This window comes from Haladaptatus sp. QDMS2, from assembly GCF_029338295.1.
Lineage (GTDB): Archaea > Halobacteriota > Halobacteria > Halobacteriales > Halococcaceae > QDMS2.
Genome location: NZ_CP119791.1, coordinates 2,782,062 through 2,800,098, shown reverse-complemented (window position 1 = coordinate 2,800,098; position 18,037 = coordinate 2,782,062). Strand labels below are relative to the sequence as shown.

16 protein-coding genes are annotated in these 18,037 nt (G+C 62.2%); 13 read left to right on the top strand and 3 right to left on the bottom strand.

All coding sequences use genetic code 11. The features are described from left to right. Positions 1–240 precede the first annotated feature (240 nt). From P1M51_RS15235 to P1M51_RS15185, 11 genes are all read left to right on the top strand, one after another. Positions 241–2,070 (top strand): ABC transporter substrate-binding protein, encoded by a 1,830-nt coding sequence (locus P1M51_RS15235; protein WP_276246020.1) that lies wholly within the window; start codon positions 241–243, stop codon positions 2,068–2,070. Positions 2,071–2,219: 149 nt separating this feature from the next. Next, positions 2,220–3,251 (top strand): ABC transporter permease, encoded by a 1,032-nt coding sequence (locus tag P1M51_RS15230; RefSeq protein ID WP_276246019.1) that lies wholly within the window; start codon positions 2,220–2,222, stop codon positions 3,249–3,251. Positions 3,252–3,253: 2 nt separating this feature from the next. Then, positions 3,254–4,729 (top strand): ABC transporter permease, encoded by a 1,476-nt coding sequence (locus P1M51_RS15225; RefSeq protein ID WP_276246018.1) that lies wholly within the window; start codon positions 3,254–3,256, stop codon positions 4,727–4,729. After that, positions 4,726–5,808, top strand: a complete 1,083-nt coding sequence (locus P1M51_RS15220; RefSeq protein WP_276246017.1) for an ABC transporter ATP-binding protein — start codon at positions 4,726–4,728, stop codon at positions 5,806–5,808. Before P1M51_RS15225 ends, P1M51_RS15220 begins: the two co-directional genes overlap by 4 nt. Continuing rightward, positions 5,805–7,187: an ABC transporter ATP-binding protein gene (locus P1M51_RS15215; RefSeq protein ID WP_276246016.1), complete on the top strand. Its 1,383-nt coding sequence runs from the start codon at positions 5,805–5,807 to the stop codon at positions 7,185–7,187. Before P1M51_RS15220 ends, P1M51_RS15215 begins: the two co-directional genes overlap by 4 nt. After that, positions 7,184–7,576, top strand: coding sequence for a hypothetical protein (locus P1M51_RS15210; RefSeq protein WP_276246015.1), 393 nt, complete (start codon positions 7,184–7,186; stop codon positions 7,574–7,576). Before P1M51_RS15215 ends, P1M51_RS15210 begins: the two co-directional genes overlap by 4 nt. Positions 7,577–7,615: 39 nt before the next feature. Continuing rightward, entirely contained in the window at positions 7,616–8,266 is a 651-nt protein-coding gene (locus tag P1M51_RS15205) for a hypothetical protein (protein WP_276246014.1), read from the top strand. Between the two features lie 95 nt (positions 8,267–8,361). Next, positions 8,362–9,213, top strand: a complete 852-nt coding sequence (locus P1M51_RS15200; RefSeq protein ID WP_276246013.1) for a CBS domain-containing protein — start codon at positions 8,362–8,364, stop codon at positions 9,211–9,213. Then, on the top strand, positions 9,210–10,949 hold the full coding sequence (glyS, locus tag P1M51_RS15195; RefSeq protein ID WP_276246012.1) for a glycine--tRNA ligase: 1,740 nt from the start codon (positions 9,210–9,212) through the stop codon (positions 10,947–10,949). The genes P1M51_RS15200 and glyS overlap by 4 nt, the downstream gene beginning before the upstream one ends. Next, positions 10,949–11,548: a diacylglycerol/polyprenol kinase family protein gene (locus P1M51_RS15190; RefSeq protein WP_276274673.1), complete on the top strand. Its 600-nt coding sequence runs from the start codon at positions 10,949–10,951 to the stop codon at positions 11,546–11,548. Before glyS ends, P1M51_RS15190 begins: the two co-directional genes overlap by 1 nt. Positions 11,549–11,593: 45 nt before the next feature. Next, a complete protein-coding gene (locus P1M51_RS15185) occupies positions 11,594–12,058 on the top strand; it encodes a hypothetical protein (protein WP_276246010.1) in 465 nt (154 codons plus the stop codon). Here the strand turns inward: P1M51_RS15185 and P1M51_RS15180 are convergent. Beyond that, positions 12,020–13,213, bottom strand: coding sequence for a cation:proton antiporter (locus P1M51_RS15180; protein ID WP_276246009.1), 1,194 nt, complete (start codon positions 13,211–13,213; stop codon positions 12,020–12,022). The two genes, P1M51_RS15185 and P1M51_RS15180, sit on opposite strands and share 39 nt — an antisense overlap. Position 13,214: 1 nt before the next feature. After that, entirely contained in the window at positions 13,215–13,700 is a 486-nt protein-coding gene (locus P1M51_RS15175) for a cation:proton antiporter regulatory subunit (protein WP_276246008.1), read from the bottom strand. Positions 13,701–13,793: 93 nt separating this feature from the next. Between P1M51_RS15175 and P1M51_RS15170 the strand changes: the two genes are divergently transcribed. Then, positions 13,794–16,217, top strand: coding sequence for a DEAD/DEAH box helicase (locus tag P1M51_RS15170; protein WP_276246007.1), 2,424 nt, complete (start codon positions 13,794–13,796; stop codon positions 16,215–16,217). A 19-nt stretch (positions 16,218–16,236) separates the two neighbouring features. Here P1M51_RS15170 and P1M51_RS15165 read toward each other — a convergent pair whose 3' ends face one another. Further along, entirely contained in the window at positions 16,237–16,953 is a 717-nt protein-coding gene (locus P1M51_RS15165) for an Sjogren's syndrome/scleroderma autoantigen 1 family protein (RefSeq protein WP_276246006.1), read from the bottom strand. Positions 16,954–17,073: 120 nt separating this feature from the next. Between P1M51_RS15165 and mdh the strand changes: the two genes are divergently transcribed. Continuing rightward, positions 17,074–17,988 (top strand): malate dehydrogenase, encoded by a 915-nt coding sequence (mdh, locus tag P1M51_RS15160; protein ID WP_276246005.1) that lies wholly within the window; start codon positions 17,074–17,076, stop codon positions 17,986–17,988. Positions 17,989–18,037: the final 49 nt, after the last annotated feature.

The window sequence follows — 18,037 nt, the reverse complement described above, 5'->3', positions numbered from 1 at the left end:
TTTTTGCATTTTTAATTGTGTCATTACGCGCGCGCACGTCGCTGAAATGGCTGCTTTCAGCGAGATTGATAGGTGAAACGCAAATTTCAGTCTACGACAGTTATATTCGTAAAAAGGGTTAACTCCATTCTGTGCTGATTGCCATGTCAAAGTATACCAAAACCGTGCTACCGGAAGGCATGGGACGCAACAGCGAAACAGCGGTAAATTTATCGGGTAACAACAAAAAGGAGCAGACGGATGACAGACAGTAACAGCCTCAACCGACGTCGCTTCCTGCAAGCGACGGGCGCAGCTGCGACCGCAACGGCACTCGCTGGGTGTACCGGTGGTGGCGGCGAAGACGATACGACGACGACCGGCGACGGTCAGACGACCACGGGTGGCGGCGACACCACGACGACCGCCACGATGGAGCCACAGACGGGTGGCACCCTCAACCTCATCAACTCCACGATGACGACGCTCGACCCAATCAAGGCCACGGACACGGCCTCGGGTCGCGTCATTCGCCAGATTTTCGACAACCTCATGCTCTACCCGAACGGGGAGACTGCGGTTGTCCAGAGTCTCGCAGAAGACTATACGACCAACGACGACTTCACGCAGTATACCTTCACCCTCAAGGACGCCACGTACCACAATGGCAACTCGGTGACGGCCAGTGACTTCGTCTACTCCTGGGAGCGCCTCGCAGCCTCCGAGAACTCGCGTCGTACCTACTTCATCCTCGACTCGCTCGGTGTCGTTCACGAGACCGACGGCGACGGGAACTACTCGCCCGGCTCGATGGCCGTAGAGGCGAGCAGTGAGACGGAACTCACCTTCGAACTCGAACAGGCATTCGCTTCGACGCTCGCGATGCTCGCGTACTCCTCGTTCGCGTGTATCCCAGAGGGCATCGTCGGCGACATCGAAGGCTACGACGGCGAGATGTCCCAGTCCGACTTCGCGACGTCCAACCCAATCGGCTGTGGCCCATTCACGTTCGGGAACTGGGACCAGGGTTCGAACGCGACGGTCACGCGCTACGACGACTACCACGGCGACAAGGCGTACCTCGACAGCATCAAGTGGGAAATCATCGAGGACGACAACGCCGCCTACGAGTGGTCGATGGACAAGAAGTCCGACTTCCTCTCCATCCCGACGGCGCAGTACGACCCAGGCCTCGTCTCCGTGGACACCACGGACGACCTCGGCCGCGACATCGGTACCTACGGACCGGTCCGCAACGGCGAGACCGTCAACTACGTCCGCGTGCCGGAAATCTCGACGTTCTACTTCGGCTTCAACACGGCTAACGTGCCAAAGGCAGTCCGTCAGGCAGTCGCCTACGTGACCAACCAGAAGGAGTTCGCAGAGCAAGTGTTCAAGAGCCGCGTCGCACCGGCGTACCACCTGACGCCGCCGCTCATCTACCCAGGTGCAGGGAACGCGTACAACCAGCACGCTGAAGAGAGCTACCCGTACGGGTACAACACGGCCGACGTGCAGGGCGCACAGCAGGTCATGGAAGAGGCCGGCTACGGCGAGGACAACCGCTACAGCCTGACCTTCACCCACTACACCTCCAACACGTGGAGCCAGATCGCACAGATTCTCCAGGGTCGCCTCGGCGCTGCCTACATCGACTTAGAAATCGAGCAGGCAGAGTTCGCAGCGATGCTCGAGCGCGGTCGCAACGGCAACTTAGAAGCCTACACCCTCGGCTGGATCGCTGACTGGCCAGGTGCAGACAACTTCCTGCAGCTCATCTACCCACCACGCACGGACACCTCACAGGAAGGCCCACTGTCCTACACGAACTGGAGCGGCACCGAAGCCTCAGACCGTGCAAAAGCAGCCTTCGAGCGCGTCCTCGACAACCGGGCACCGACGCAGGAAGCACAGGACATCCGCAACGAAGCCTACGTCGAGATGGAAGAAGCGAACTGGGAGGACGTCGTGTTCGTCAACACGTTCCACAACCTCCGCGAGCGCTTCTACTACAACAACGTCCACGTGCCAGTGTTCGGCGGCATGGGGACCTCGCGTCAGATGCTTAACCGCACCTGGAAAGAGCAGTAATCTTCGTCCACTCGTTTCCGTTTTTTCGCACGGCTGAGCGCCGATAGAGCGCTTCGGGAACGAAAGAGATAATTGCCGTAACAGGTAACGAAACAATAGCCTACAGCATTAATTATGACTTACACAGCATGGCACGGGGGTGACAGATTGTGAGCCGCTGGAGTTACTTCCTCCGACGGGTACTGCTCGCAATTCCAATCCTCGTGTTCTCGAGTTCGATTACCTTCCTCATCATCCGGGTTGGTCCGGTCGACCCAGTCGCGTCGATTCTCGGCCCGACCGGGTCCGCGGAAGCGTATCACGAAATTGCCGTCCGCCTTGGTCTCGAAACACCGAGCGGTGCGCCGGTCCCCATCTGGGAACAGTACTTCCAATTCCTCTGGGACCTCTTCACGTTCAACCTCGGCCAGTCGTGGGTTATCTCCCCCGACACGACCGTCTACGAAGTTATCGCCACGCGTGCGCCTCGCACCATCTGGCTCGGCTTCTGGTCTGTTCTCATCGCCATCTTCATCGGCATCCCGCTCGGCTTCTACGCCGGCCTCCACCCCAACACCTGGAGCGACTACGTCGCTTCCTTCGGTGGGATTGTGTGGCGTGCGATGCCGAACTTCTGGCTCGCCGTCATTCTGGTGAGTTTGCTCACGCAGTCACAGAAAGTATTGTTCGGCTTCAACTGGAGTGCGTGGATCGTCGAAACAGACATCATTCGGGCACCACCACTCACCAACCTCTCTGACCCAGAGCGACTGCTCACCGCGATAAAGCAAATCATGCCCGCAGCACTGGTGCTCGGGTCGTCGTCGATGGGTAACGAGATGCGTATCGGCCGGACGGCGGTTCTCGAAACCATCAACTCGAACTACGTCGAGACGGCCCGCGCGAAGGGCCTGCCTCGCCGCGCAATCGTCTGGAAGCACGTGTTCCGCAACGCGCTCATCCCGCTGGTGCCCATCATCACGGGTGAAGCGTTCCTCCTCATCGGCGGGTCCGTGCTCGTCGAGACAGTGTTCGCCATCAACGGCATCGGCAAACTGTTCTTCGACGCGACCGTCCAAGGCGACCTCCCACTCGTGGGGTCGCTGATGTACATCTTCATCCTGCTCACGCTCTCCGTGAACATCCTGCAGGACTTCCTGTACACCATCATCGACCCACGAGTCGGCTACGATAACAACTAACAATGAGCCAAAACAGCGTAACAGAAGACGTACCGCTTCTCCAGCGAATTCAGGAGAATCCACGTCCTGCGCTCATCTGGGGGGCCATCATGGCGCTCCTTATCGCGCTCGAATTCGGTGCCCTCGCAACGACGCTAATCGGGTTCATCGGCTCTCTCTTCGACGCGATTCCGGGTGATACGGGCGCTTCCATTGCCGCCACTCTCATGGACACGGCGGCGAAGACAGCAGAGATTCCAACGCTCACCTCTCGGGAACTCATCCCGAATCAGGGGTGGCAAGAATCGGCCAACGGCCCGTGGGTGAACACCTTCATGGGTCTCGAACCCAAGTGGGCCTGGCTGATTCGCGTCCTCCTGACCTACACCTACGCCTTCGCATTCCTCGGATGGGTGCTCATGGGCTACAAAGTGTTCCGTGACAACTACCGCTACGCCGACTGGACGCCACGCGACGACGTCGTCCGGCGGATGAAGAGCCACCGATGGGGTCAGTTCGGCTTCACCATCGTGTTCCTCTTCGTGGTCATGGCCATCTTCGCGCCGACCCTCGGCCCGACGACGTTCGACGCGAACATCGACCGGCCGTACCAGAACCAGTTCAAATACTTCAACGAAGACACGCAGTCGGTCCAGGAGGTCTTCGTCGGAGACGCGAACCTGATGACCGCCTCGCGCGGTGCCGGCAGTACGAACATCCAGCCGTGGCAGTACGACGACTATGGCCGGTTCCACCCGTTCGGCACGATGCCGACACCCGGGCAAGACCTGTTTACCTTCATGGTCCATGGGGCAAGGGTGTCGCTATTCATCGGCCTCTTGTCCATCTCCATTAGTACGTTCCTCGCGGCCAGTTTCGGCCTGCTGACGGCGTACTACAAGGGCCTCGTGGACCTTGCGACTGTGGTGGCGAGTGACTCCATCATGAGCCTGCCACAGTTGCTCATCCTCATCTTGCTCTCTGTGGTGTTCTCAGACCACTGGCTATCGAGCATCTACAACGGTGGCTTGCTCATCGCGCTCATCTTCGCCGGGACGGGCTGGCCGTTCCTCTGGCGTGCCATCCGTGGGCCAGCGTTCCAGGTCTCCGAGCAGGAGTGGGTGGACGCCGCCCGCAGTTACGGCCAACGCTCGACCGTGACGATGAAAAAACACATGTTGCCGTACATCCTCGGCTACCTGCTCATCTACGGGTCGATGACCCTCGGTGGCATCATCATCGGCACGTCCGCCCTCTCGTTCCTCGGGCTCGGCATCTCGCCGCCGACCCCTGAGTGGGGCAGTGCCATCAACGCCGGGCAGGACTACGTGACCACTCAGGCGTGGCACGTCTCGCTCATCCCCGGCATCCTCATCGTGCTCGTCGTGACGGCGTTCAACGCCCTCGGCGACGGCATCCGCGACTCGCTTGACCCGAAGAGTGGTGTTGGCGAGACTGGTGGTGAGGCTGCTGCCGCTGCCGGAGGTGGTGGTGGATGAGCTCCATGGACGAACTCCAGGACACCCGCCAGCGAGAGACGGGCGAACCCGTCCTCTCGGTCAGCAACCTGCGCACGGCCTTCTTCACTGACAAGGAGGTCATCCGCGCCGTAGACGGCATCAGCTTCGATATCCGTGAGGGTGAGACCGTCGGTATCGTCGGCGAGTCTGGCTCCGGGAAGTCGGTGACCGCCCGCTCGATTATGGGCATCGTCGATAATCCGGGCAAAATCCTGGACGGGTCGTCGATTCGCTTCAAGGGCGAGGAACTGGTCGGGAAGACCGAGGCCGAGTACCGCAAGATTCGCGGACGCGGCATCTCGATGATTTTCCAGGACCCGCTCACCTCGCTCAACCCGGTGTACACCGTCGGGAACCAGATAAAGGAGGTACTGCGCCTCCACCGTGGCCTGCGAGGCCACGAGGCGACCGAGGAGGCAATCCGCCTGCTCGAAGCCGTGAGTATTCCGGACGCCCGCCGCCGCATCGACGAGTATCCACACCAGTTCTCCGGTGGGATGCGCCAGCGGGCCGTCATCGCGATGGCACTGGCGTCCAAACCCGAACTCATCATCGCCGACGAACCGACCACTGCACTCGACGTGACGATTCAGGCCCAGATTCTGGAACTCTTAGAGGAGATTCAGGAAGAACGCGGCCTCTCTATCATGTTCATCACCCACGACATGGGTGTCATCGCGGAGATTGCAGACCGCGTGAACGTGATGTACGCGGGCGAGATTATCGAGTCCGCACCGTCTGTCGAACTGTTCGGGAACCCCAAGCATCCGTACACGGAGGGGTTACTGGAGAGCATTCCGGGACGACACCCCGGCGAAAAGCGCCTGCGCACCATCAAGGGCGAGGTGCCGACGCCGAACGAACCGGCGACGTACTGTCGGTTCGCCCCGCGGTGTCCGAAGGCGTTCGACGAGTGCAACTCGGTGCACCCGGTTTCCGTCCCCGTGGACGAATCGGCAACCAATCACACCGCCGCCTGCCTCCTCTATCCCGAAGACGAGACGACGGAGGACGCAGTCGAAACCCACCGCGCACGAAGCGGGGAGTATGAACAATGAGCGAATCCGCAAGTGAGTTCGAGACGACCGTCGCCACTGGCCAGACGCTGGTCGAGGTGAACAACCTGAAGACCTACTACGAGAGCAGCGGGCTTCTCGGAGGCAACCCGGTCAAGGCAGTCGACGGCGTCAACTTCGAAATCAAGAAGGGCGAGACTCTCGGTCTCGTCGGCGAATCGGGCTGTGGGAAGACCACGCTCGGGCGCACGCTCGTCCGCCTGGAGAAGGCGACGAGTGGCGAAGTCAAGTACAAGGGCACGGACATCACGAAACTGTCCGGCGACGACCTGAAGAACTGGCGGCGCAACGCTCAGATCGTGTTTCAGGACCCAGAATCGAGCCTCAACGACCGCATGACGGTCGGGGAGATTATCCGCGAACCGCTCGACGTCCACGGAATCGGAACACCCCGAGACCGTAGGGACAAGGTTCGGAACCTGCTCGAAACCGTGGGCCTGCGCGAGGAACACTACTACCGGTATCCCCACCAGTTCTCCGGGGGTCAGCGCCAGCGCATCGGCATTGCCCGCGCGCTCGCGCTCGAACCGGAGTTCGTCGTCCTCGACGAACCGGTCTCCGCACTCGACGTCTCCGTGCAGGCGAAGATTCTGAACCTGCTCGAAGACCTCCAGGAGGAGTTCGGACTGACCTACCTGTTCATCGCCCACGACCTCTCGGTGGTCCGGCACATCTGCGACCGGACGGCCGTGATGTACCTCGGCCACATCATGGAGATCGGCGATACGGAAGAGCTGTTCAACGACCCGGCGAATCCGTACACGCTGTCGCTGCTCTCTGCGATTCCGGACCCGGACCCGACGGTCGAACGCCAGCGCATCACGCTTCGCGGCACGCCGCCGAGTCCGCGTGACCCGCCGAAAGGCTGTCCGTTCAGCACGCGCTGTCCGACGAAGATTCGCCCGCCGAAGTACCAGGACCTTGACGACGACATCTGGGACGGCGTCGAGTTGCTCCGCGAAATCGTTCGCGAGCGCACGCGCGCTGACAAATCCATCGGCGAACGAGCGCGCGAAATCCTCGGCATGGAGACGCGCTTCTCGAACATCGAGGAGATAAACCGCGAGGTGTTCGGCGACCTGACCGTACCAGCACAGATTCGCGAGCATCTGGACGAAGCCGAGGAACTCGTGGCGAACGGCAACGAGAAAGAGGCCGCCGCCTATCTCAGAGCAGAGTTCGGTAGCATCTGTGACGGCGTCGTGCCAGAGGGCATGGACGGAGAGTACGCAGAAGGCGAAATCGTGAAACCGGAGCAACTGCGCGTCAGCGAATCCGGTCGCGTGAGCCTCTGTCACCGGCACAAACCGGAGTACGAAGAGCCGTCTGAGTACTTAGAAAACCACGTCTTCACTCGATGAACGGCGACCCGTCACTGCGACGCCAGCAAACGCTCGACGCACTGGTGTACATCTTCGCCGTGACGTTCGTCCTGTTCGCGGTTTCGTACGTCCTCGGATTCGTCCTGGGCAGTGGCTGGCCAGGTGTGAAGAACATGCTGTTCGTCCTCGGCTTTCTCGCGTTTGGCGTCGCCGCCTTCCAGTTACGGCCAACCGCGCCGTGGAAGGACCAGAATCCGAGTCGCGACGCGACCCCCTTCGAGCGACTCCTCGACCGCATCACGCCGCTCGGGGGGATGCACCTCCCCGTAAACGACCGGATGCGAAGCTCGACGAAGTTGTTTCTCGCGAGCCTCCTCACGCTCGCCATCTCGCTCGTGATGGAGTTTGGCTTGGGGATTGGTGCCTAGAGTCAACAACTTTTACCGCGAGCAGAAACGAGGAATGGTATGCCTGAACATGCGGACGACGAGCAGGAGTATGCAGAGCGCCTCGCGCAGGATGCAGACGTCCTGAAAAGTGGCTGGACGGCCACGATAGAGGAGATGAAGGCAATGGCGGCGGAGTACGAAGAACAGGGCTGGAACGCCTACTACGTCGCGTCGGGCCACACGGCCACCGAACCCCCAAGCGTCGGGCCGGAAGGTCGGTTCGGTATCGTGCACGTCATCCCGGGCAACTACGCAGATGACTTTGTCAAGGCATTCGAACAGGGCGAGTTCCCCGAGTACGACGTCTTCCGTCAGGAGGCAGACGGGCACGTCTTCTTCGTCACGAAACTCGTAGACGAAGACTCGAAGAACGCGATTTTCATCGCCGGGCAGTACGAACTCTGGAACGCCGCGAACACCGTGAGCCACGCGATGGAGGTGGGCCACATCTTCACCCACGTCCAGAAACTCGACGGGACGATGCTCGGGTCGTTCAAACACGACGACCCCGCCAAGTTCTTCCCGCACGCGGAAGACTTCAAGGAGCACTACGGCGCGGCGATGGGGCAGAATCAAGGAGACGTGAGTGGCCGCGCGGTCAGCAGCGCCGAAGTAGAAGGGCAACTTCGAGAAAAAGAAGAGCAGCTAAACGACCAGTTAGAAGAGTAAGGGTTCCAGTCAAACGGAAGGGTTTTCTTCGGCGTATGCAGCCCCGGTGGCACAAGGTGGAAGTACTTAGTACCTGCATGGCGCAAGTAAGGGCAATGAAAGTCTCTGATGCGATGACGCCGCGTGACTCGCTCGTGACGGTGGAGTTACCCGGCACGCGAGACGACGTGCTCGAATATCTCCAGGAGCGAAAGTTCTCCTCGGTTCCGGTCATCAAGCAGACCGACGACGGTGAGGAGTTTCGCGGTCTCGTCTCTCGTGAATCCCTGATTGCGGACCCGGACGAAGACCAGCTCGCGCTGCTCGTCGAAGAAGTCCCCTCGACCGAGGCGGACGCAGACATCACCGAGGTTGCAGAACTGATGATTGCGGAGGGCGCACGCCGTGTCCCCGTCGTCGACGGCCAACTCGAGGGCATCATCACCGTGACCGACGTGGTTCGCGCCATCGCCGCCGGCGACGCCCCCGGCGACATGGAGGTCGGCGAACTGTACGAGTACCGCGTCAACACCGTGTTTTCGGGTGCGCCACTGCGCGTCTGCGAGCGCGAACTCTCCTACGCCGACGAGGCCTACGGCGTCGTCTTAGATGAGGAAGCAGAAGTCGCGGGTATCATCACCGAAGTGGACATCCTGAACGTCGCTCGCGTCGTCGAGGGCGAGGACGACACGGGCAGTTCCATCGCCAACGAGGACGACGAGTGGATGTGGGAGGGCATCAAGGCGACGGGTAACCGCTACCTGCCGACCCGCAACGTCGAACTGCCCTCCGGCCCTGTCAGCAAGTTCATGAGCAGCGACCTGAAGACCATCGGTCGCCGCCGAACCGCACAGGACGCGGCCAAGATGATGCGCAACGAAGACATCGAACAGATTCCGGTCATGAGCGGTGACGAACTCGTCGGCATCGTCCGCGATATGGACCTCCTCGTAGCCTGTCTCCAATGAGCGACGACACAGAACGACTCTCGGAACTCGCGAAGCGACGTGGTTTCTACTTCCCCGCGGCCGGTGCCTACGGCGGTGTCGCCGGTTTCTACGTCTACGGCCCGCAGGGGGCGGCGCTGAAGCGTAATTTAGAGGAGACGTGGCGCGACCAGTTCGTGGTCAAAGAGGGTCATCAGGAAATCGACGCGCCGAACATCATGCCAGAACCGGTGTTCGAGGCGTCCGGCCACTTGGACGGCTTCGACGACATGATCGTCGAGTGTCCCGAGTGTGGCGAGAATCATCGGGCAGACCACCTCGTCGAGGACAACACGGGTATCGAAGAGGCAGAGAGCTATTCGCCCGAAGAGGTGGCCCAACTCATCGCCGAGTACGACATCGAATGTCCGAACTGTCACGCGAAACTCGCGGGCACGGACGTCTCTGAGTTCAACCTCATGTTCGCGACGAACATCGGCCCCGGCAGTTCCTCGCCGGGTTACCTGCGCCCCGAGACGGCCCAGGGTATCTTCGTCGAGTTCCCGCGGCTGAAGGAGTACGCCCGCAACCAATTGCCGTTTGGCGTCGCCCAGATTGGCGCGGCCTACCGCAACGAGATTAGCCCGCGGCGCGGCCTGATTCGCGTCCGGGAGTTCACGCAGGCGGAACTCGAACACTTCATCGACCCCGAGGAGGACGAACCGCCGCTGCACCGCGTCGCAGACGTCGAACTCAAACTCTACCCCGCAGCACAGCAGCAAGCAGACGGCACGGAGTACGTCACGATGACCGTCGCAGACGCCGTCGAACAGGGCGTCATCGAGAGTCCGTGGGTCGGCTACTACCTCGGCGTCGCGAAGGGCTGGTACGAGCGCATCGGCGTCGACATGGACCGCTTCCGATACCGCCAGCACCTCCCCGGCGAGCGTGCCCACTACGCGAGCGACTGCTGGGATGCGGAGGCCGAACTCGGCGGCAACTGGGTCGAAATCACTGGCTTCGCCTACCGGGGCGACTACGACCTCTCGCACCACGGCGCACACTCGGGCGAGGAGTTCACCATCTTCAAGCAGTACGACGAACCGAAGACGGTCGAACGCGCCGTCGTGGACCCGGACATGGCCTACCTCGGTCCAGAATACGGCTCGGCCGCCGGCCAGATTGTCGATGCCCTCTCGAACCTCGCCGCTCGCGACCGAAGCGCGTTCGACGGCGACGAGGTGACGGTCGAAGTCGACGGCGAATCTTACACCATCCCAGTGGACAAGACCGGCTTCGCCGTCGAAGAACAGACCGAATCGGGCGAGCACATCACACCCCACGTCGTCGAGCCGTCGTTCGGTGTCGGCCGCATCGTCCACACCGTGCTCGAACACGCCCTCCGCGACGACGAAGTCGACGGCGAGGAACGAACCTTCCTCAAACTCGTCCCCGAACTCGCGCCGACGAACGTCGCCGTCTTCCCGCTAATGGACCGCGACGGCATGGGCGAGCAGGCCCGTGAAATCGCAGACACGCTCCGCCAGTACGGTCTCTCCTCGGCCTACGACGATTCGGGCAACATCGGTCGTCGCTACCGCCGACAGGATGAAATCGGCACGCCGTTCTGCGTCACCGTGGACTACGAATCGCTCGAAGACGGCACGGTGACCGTCCGCGAACGCGACACGACCGCCCAGGCCCGCGTGGCCATCGACGACCTCCCCGAACTCTTGCTCGCGTTGCGGGCGGGCGACCGTTCGTTTGACGACATCTGATGGACGACGAAATCGAACGCCGACTCGTTCACGTTTCGGGCATCCTCGCCCCCCTCTCCTACTGGGTCGGCGTTTTCACCTGGGAGCAGCTGGGCTACGCCCTCATCGCCGGGTCGGTCGTCGTGTTAGCCCTCGAGGCCATCCGCCTCGTCGTCGGTCTCGACTGGAAAATCTACGACGAACTCACCCGCGAGTACGAACAGGACAACCTCGCTGGGTACGCCCTCTACGTGTGGGGCGTGACCTTCGTCGCGTTGGTGTTCGACCCCGACATCGCGATTCCCGCGATGCTCATGCTCTCTATTGGCGACCCCATCAGTGGGGTTCTCGGGTCGGGGGAATTGCGGGCGGCCAAGCAGGCGTACGTCCTGCTCGCGATGTTTGGCGTGACGCTGTTCATCGGCGTCTGGTTCGTCCCCGTCCTCGTTGCCGTCCTCGGAGCCATCGCGGCCACCGTCGCAGACGGCGTGAAACCGGTCATCGCGGGGTACGTCATCGACGATAACCTCACCATCCCAATCGGTGCGGCGGTGACGATGTACGTCGCGATAACCTACCTCCCAGAACCCATCCAGCACTTGACGTTCTTGCCGTGGTGAACGACGGCAATAACATTCTTTAGAAGGCGGCCAAATTTGTCGGCCATGACTCCCGCACCGACTCGCCGAGACGCGCTCAAAGCGGTTGCTGCGGGCATCTTCACGGCGACTGCGGGCTGTCTCAACCTCGAAGGAATCGAAGGCGGCCTGCTCACCGTGCGGTGGGCGGCAAAACCGCCGGCGGAGGCGACAGTCGTGTCGATGGCCGACGAGCGCGTCGCTGGCATCGTCGTCCTCCAGACGGTAACCCAGCGCGTCAGCGAGTCGAATCCACAGGAGCAGTTCGACCTCACCCGCACCCAGTACAACGAGGTGACGGATGCGCTCGCTGAAGTGCCCCACCACGACGGCGTCGGTGCGGGCTATTACCTCGAAAATCGCGGCGACGTCTACCGACTCCAGTACACCCCGTACTGTACGCGCGTACCGGGTGTCGAATCGAGAAACGAGGGCCGGTGTGTCGTCGGCGAATCAGACAGCAACCCCGAACCAGCGCTCGACCGTCCGTGAGTAACGCATCGCGACCGTTCCGAGGATGCTCATGACGAGCACGTAGCCGACGCCGATGGCCGGAATCGTCTCGCCGAGAATGGCAGACCCGCCCGCCGCGGCGGCGAGGGCGGCGACGACAAGCGAGAACTCACCACGAGCAATCATGGCGAGCGAAACGCGCAGCGAACGCCGGGCGGTGAGGTTGTAGCGTCGACCCGTCACGTAGCCACTCAGGAGTTTGCTCCCCGTCGTGAGGACGACGAGGACGAGCACCGGTACGAGAACGGTGACGAGGAGGCGCGGGTCGGTGCCGAGGCCGATAGAGAAGAAGAACACGGCGGCGTAGATGTCGCGCTCTGAAGAGATGATGCGTTCGATTCGGTGGGCGTGCGAGGTGGTCCCGAATGCGGCCCCGATGAAGAAGGCGGCGACGGCCTCGGAGACCCCGAAGGCGAGGGCAAGCCCGCCGACGAAGACGATTGCGGCGACCACCCGGAGCAGGAAGATTTCTGAAGATTGCACGTCAAGCAGGCGTTCGACGAGCGGTTCGCCTCTGGCGGCAAGGGCGACGAGGACGACGAGGAACGCGCCCGAGCGGGCGAGACTGCTCGCGATTTCGTTCATCCCGCCGTCGCCGAAGGCGAGGGCCGTGAGGATGGCGAGATAGACGGCGAGAACGATATCTTCGAAGACGAGGACGCCGAGGATTGGTTCACTCTCCGGGTCTGCAATCCACCCGAGGTCGACGAGCGTCTTGGTGATGATGGCGGAAGACGAAGCGTAGACGATACCGGCGAGGAAGAACGTCTCGACGGGGTCGAACCCGAACACGAATCCGGCGACAACGCCGATGCCGAAGTTCACGAGGAAGTCTACGCTTCCGGCCTCGCCGAGTTTGCGCCCCGCCTGCAACAGGCGGTCGAAGCTGAATTCGAGGCCGATGAAAAAGAGCAGGAAGACGATGCCGAGTTCCGCGAGTAGGTCGATGAACTCGCGGGTTTCGACGAGGGTGAGCGACTGGCCGGCGACTTCGGGGGCGAACGGCCCGATGAGGATGCCAAAGATAATGTAGGCGGGAATCACGGACTGGCCGAGTCGGCTGGCGATACCCCCGCCAACAGCGAGGACGGCGAACACGACACCTGCTTCGAGAAGAAGATTCTCCGTCGCCATTTCAGGCCCCGGAGGCGAGGAGGGTATTTAGGGCGGCGACCTGTTCGCGGGTGCCGAGGGCGACAAGGTAGTCGCCGGGTTCGATGGTCGCCGTCGGGTCGGGGTTCGGGATGGTCTCTTCACCGCGCTGAATGGCGATGACGGAAGCACCGGTTTCGGCGCGAATGTTCGTGTCTGCGAGCGTTTTGCCCGACAATGGCGAGTCGGCGGGCACCTGCTCCCAGTTGATGATGGCGTTACCGAGCGGGACAGAGAGGTTCTCGACGGCCACCGACTCGAAGTACGCGCCTTCGAGAATCGACCCGAACTGGCGGGCCCGCTGGCTATCCAGGTCGAACAGTTTCTGGCTGTCTGCGTCGGGATTCGCGCGGTAGAACACCTCGCGATGGCCGTCGTGGTGGATGAGCGTGATGAGGCGCGCGCCGCCGCCGAGTTCGAGTTCGAATTTCCGCCCGACACCGGGGATATCAGATTCGTAAACCGTCATGGGGAGGCCTTCGCAGGACTGCACAATAAGCAGTCGGCCACTTTCACCCTGCTACACGAACCCTTAACCGAAGGGGCGACGAATTTTCGGCAAATGGCGGCGACGGACCAGCAAGCCTACGTAGACCATCCATTGCTCAGACCGTCGGTCATCGAACGCCGACTCTATCAGATCGAACTCGCGGGCGACGCCCAGACGGGCCACACGCTCGTCTGCCTGCCGACCGGCCTCGGAAAGACGACGGTCAGCCTGCTCGTCACCGCCCAGCGCCTCCACCAGCACGGCGGCAAGTCACTCATGCTCGCGCCGACGAAACCGCTCGTACAGCAGCACGCCGAGTTCTACCGGATGGCCCTCGACATCCCCGACGAGGAAATCGTCGTGTTTACCGGCGAAGTCCGCCCCGACGACCGGGTCGACCTCTGGCAGGACGCGACGGTCGTCATCGCCACCCCGCAGGTGGTCGAAAACGACCTCGTCGGCAGTCGCGTCTCGCTCGCAGATGTGACCCACCTCACCTTCGACGAGTGTCACCGCGCGACGGGCGACTACGCCTACTGTTATATCGCCGAACGCTACCACGCGGACGCCGACCGACCGCTCGTCACCGGGATGAGCGCCTCGCCCGGCGGCGACAGCGAAGAAATCATGACCGTCTGTGAGAACCTCGGCCTCTCGAACGTGGCCGTGATGAGCGAGGGCGACTCTGACGTCGACGAGTACACCCACGACACCGACATCGAGTGGAAAGAAGTGCAGGTTCCACAGGAAATTTTGGAGATTCGTGACGGGATGAACGAGGTGGTCAAAGACCGCTTAGAGAGACTGAAGCAACTCGGCGTGTTGAAATCTGCCCGCGTGGACATCTCCCGGAAGGAACTGTTCGCCGCCCAGAAGGAACTCCAGAAACTCATCCGCAACGACCAGTCTGAGGGGTACAAGGGGATGAGCGTCCACGCCGAAGTGATGAAGCTCAAACACGCCGTGGAGGTCGTCGAATCCCAGGGCGTGGAGTCGCTCGTCGCCTACTTCGAGCGCCTGCGAAACGAGGCGCGCTCGTCGGGGGCGTCGAAGGCGAGCCAGCGCCTCGTCTCCGAGCCGAAGATTCGCGAGGCGATGCGGAAAGCCCGCGAGTACGACGGTCTGCACCCGAAACTCTCCCAGACGCGGATGCTCATCGCAGAGACCCTCGGCATCAAAGACGGCGAGCGCGTCATCGTGTTCACGGAGTACCGCGACACCGCAGAGACGCTCGTCGAGTTCCTCTCTGCGCACTTTTCGGTGCGCAAGTTCGTCGGGCAGGGCGACCGCGAGGGGTCCGACGGGATGACCCAGAAACAACAACAGGAGACGCTCGACCAGTTCCGAAACGGCGAGTTCGAGGTGCTCGTCTCCACCTCCGTCGCAGAGGAAGGACTCGACGTACCCGAAGTGGACATGGTGCTGTTCTACGAACCCGTCCCGAAGGGCATTCGGTCGATTCAGCGCAAGGGGCGGACCGGCCGGCAGGCCGAAGGCCGGGTCGCCGTCCTCATCGCCAAGAACACCCGGGACGAGGCGTTCTTCTGGAAGTCAAAGCGCGAGGAGTCGAAGATGCAAGACGAACTCGGGAAGCTGAAAGGGCTCGTCGGCGACATCGAGACGGAACTCGGCCAACACGACCTGAGCAAGTTCGCGAACGCGGATGGGGCCGCCAAAGCCGAGACGAACGGCGGAAGCGAGACGAAGCAGACCAAGAAAAACGTCCAGCCAGCCCTCACCGACTTCGCCGAGGCGAAGTCCGAATCTGCCGCCGAGCAAGAGGAGGACGTGGAGAAAGACGTGCCCCGTGCGGGCGGCGTGGCTGACGAGGACGTGGTCGAAATCGTCGCCGACCAGCGCGAACTCGACTCGACCATCGCCCGTGACCTCTCGAAACGCGACGGCATCAAGATTCGATTGGAGACGCTCGAAGTCGGCGACTACGTGCTCTCGGACCGCGTCGTCGTGGAGCGAAAGTCCGTCTCCGACTTCCTCGACACGCTCACCGGCGGCGACCGCTCGATGTTCGAGCAGGTCGGCGACGCGGCGCGGTACTACGGCCGCCCGGTGGTCATCATCGAGGGAGAGAACCTCTACGGCGAGCGCAACGTCCATCCGAACGCGATTCGCGGGGCACTGGCGTCGCTCGCGGTCGATTTCGGCGCGAGCATTCTTCGCACCGAAGACCAGAAAGACACCGCGGACCTGCTCGAAATCATCGCGTCGCGCGAGCAGAAGACAGAACAGCGTGAGGTGCGCGTCCACGGCAAGAAGACGAAGAAGACGCTCACCGAACAACAGGAGTACGTCGTCGCCTCCATCGCCGACATCGGGCCGGTGACAGCGCGGGCGCTGCTGTCTGCCTTCGGCACCGTCGAAGCCGTGATGGAAGCGACCGAGGAGGAGTTGATGGAAGTCAAAGGCGTCGGCAAAGTGACCGCAGAACGCATCAGAGAAGTCGTGGGCAGCGACTACAAATCGAAACGGAACGAATAAACTCGGCTCCGTGACGCGCTCAGCGACTCGCCTTCTTCACCGCGCGAAGTGCCTCTGCAGCTTCGTGTGCCGCTTCGAGATACTCCTTTGTCCGTCCGACGTCGTCCGATTCTTCCGCGGCGGTCGTGAGTTTCGTGAGCGTGCGGACGAGCGACTGCTGGGCGGCCGCGAGGTCACTTCCGGTGGCCGACTGCGACGGCGTCGATTGGGACGGTTGTGCGTGAGACGATTGGGTAGGAGCAGGGGTGCGAGCGACTTCCGTCGCCTGTTTTCCGAGGTTGTCCATCGCGGATTCGGCTGCCTGTGGTGTTGGCGCGGGTTCCTGCGCCGGTGGTTGTGCGTCCGGCGTCGGCGCAGGGGCTGGTTCCGGCGTCGGTGGGGAGTCAGTCTCCGATTGCGCAGACTGGGCCTCTCGAGCCTTCGCTTCCGCGGCTTCCGTTTCGACCGGGTGTTCGCCGTTTGCGGTGTCCTCGGCTTGCTCTGGGGTGGCTTGCGCGGCAGGCTGCTCAGCCTGCTGGGCCGCGGCGTCCTGTTCGCGCCCTTCGCAAGTGGCACAGAACTCCTGGCCCTGGTAGCGGAAGATGGGGTCGCCACAGACCTCACAGTGTTTGTTGGTCATCGTCGCGCCCTTGAGCAGGAGTTCGCTCATGCGCGCGGTCTCCTTGCGGGAGGCTTCGTCCTTCTCGAACTGCTGGCGGAGTCGTTCGCGCTCCGCCTCTTTGTCGAACCCACTCATGTGTGAGGACACGCGGGCGACCTCAAAAAGAGCTACGGCGAAGTTTGCGGCACAATTTTCCCGCAAGCAGGCCGCGGTTTCGAAGCGTTTAACCCGCAAACAGAGAGTGGTTCAGGTATTATGGCGAAAGTTAGCATAGTCGGTGCTGCAGGCACTGTCGGTGCCGCTGCTGGGTACAACCTCGCGCTTCGCGACGTGGTCGACGAACTCGTCTTCGTGGACATCCCGAAGATGGAAGACAAGACGGTCGGCCAGGCCGCCGACACGAACCACGGCATCGCGTACGATTCGAACACGCGCGTCGTGCAGGGCGACTACTCGGCGACCGAAGGCTCCGACGTCGTCGTCATCACGGCCGGCATCCCGCGCAAGCCAGGCCAGACCCGCATCGACCTCGCGGGCGACAACGCGCCCATCATGGAGGACATCGGCTCCTCGCTCGCCGAGTACAACGACGACTTCATCAGCGTCACCACGTCGAACCCCGTCGACCTGCTGAACCGTCATCTGTACGAGACCGGCGACCGCGCCCGCGAGAAAGTCATCGGCTTCGGTGGCCGCCTCGACTCCGCGCGCTTCCGCTACGTGCTCAGCGACCGCTTCGACGCGCCGGTCAAGAACGTCGAAGCCACCATCCTCGGCGAGCACGGCGACGCCCAAGTGCCCGTCTTCTCGAAGGTCCGCATCAACGGCGCGGACCCGCAGTTCTCCGACAGCGAGAAGGAGGAAATCCTCGCAGACCTCAAAGAGTCCGCGATGAACGTCATCGAGCGCAAGGGCGCGACCCAGTGGGGCCCCGCGACGGGTGTCGCCCACATGGTCGAAGCCATCCTCAACGACACGGGTGTCGTCCTACCCGCGAGCGTCGCGCTCGACGGCGAGTACGGTCACGAGGACGTCGGCCTCGGCGTGCCGGTCAAACTCGGCGCAAACGGCGTCGAAGAAATCGTCGACTGGGACCTGAGCGAACTCGAACGCGAGCAACTCGGCGCAGCGGCCGACAAGCTCTCCGAGCAGTACCAGAAAATCAGCTAAACGCGCCGCGGTCGGTGCAGTCCGCCATTTTTTCGCGCTCGCTCGTCGA

Excerpts from the sequence above, each read along its gene's own strand:
- mdh (WP_276246005.1), top strand. The coding sequence starts at position 17,074 with ATGGCGAAAGTTAGCATAGTCGGTGCTGCAGGCACTGTCGGTGCCGCT.
- P1M51_RS15200 (WP_276246013.1), top strand. The coding sequence starts at position 8,362 with ATGAAAGTCTCTGATGCGATGACGCCGCGTGACTCGCTCGTGACGGTG.
- P1M51_RS15180 (WP_276246009.1), bottom strand. The coding sequence starts at position 13,213 with ATGGCGACGGAGAATCTTCTTCTCGAAGCAGGTGTCGTGTTCGCCGTC.
- P1M51_RS15225 (WP_276246018.1), top strand. The coding sequence starts at position 3,254 with ATGAGCCAAAACAGCGTAACAGAAGACGTACCGCTTCTCCAGCGAATT.
- P1M51_RS15210 (WP_276246015.1), top strand. The coding sequence starts at position 7,184 with ATGAACGGCGACCCGTCACTGCGACGCCAGCAAACGCTCGACGCACTG.
- P1M51_RS15165 (WP_276246006.1), bottom strand. The coding sequence starts at position 16,953 with ATGAGTGGGTTCGACAAAGAGGCGGAGCGCGAACGACTCCGCCAGCAG.
- P1M51_RS15215 (WP_276246016.1), top strand. The coding sequence starts at position 5,805 with ATGAGCGAATCCGCAAGTGAGTTCGAGACGACCGTCGCCACTGGCCAG.
- P1M51_RS15185 (WP_276246010.1), top strand. The coding sequence starts at position 11,594 with ATGACTCCCGCACCGACTCGCCGAGACGCGCTCAAAGCGGTTGCTGCG.
- P1M51_RS15235 (WP_276246020.1), top strand. The coding sequence starts at position 241 with ATGACAGACAGTAACAGCCTCAACCGACGTCGCTTCCTGCAAGCGACG.
- glyS (WP_276246012.1), top strand. The coding sequence starts at position 9,210 with ATGAGCGACGACACAGAACGACTCTCGGAACTCGCGAAGCGACGTGGT.
- P1M51_RS15220 (WP_276246017.1), top strand. The coding sequence starts at position 4,726 with ATGAGCTCCATGGACGAACTCCAGGACACCCGCCAGCGAGAGACGGGC.
- P1M51_RS15175 (WP_276246008.1), bottom strand. The coding sequence starts at position 13,700 with ATGACGGTTTACGAATCTGATATCCCCGGTGTCGGGCGGAAATTCGAA.
- P1M51_RS15170 (WP_276246007.1), top strand. The coding sequence starts at position 13,794 with ATGGCGGCGACGGACCAGCAAGCCTACGTAGACCATCCATTGCTCAGA.
- P1M51_RS15190 (WP_276274673.1), top strand. The coding sequence starts at position 10,949 with ATGGACGACGAAATCGAACGCCGACTCGTTCACGTTTCGGGCATCCTC.
- P1M51_RS15205 (WP_276246014.1), top strand. The coding sequence starts at position 7,616 with ATGCCTGAACATGCGGACGACGAGCAGGAGTATGCAGAGCGCCTCGCG.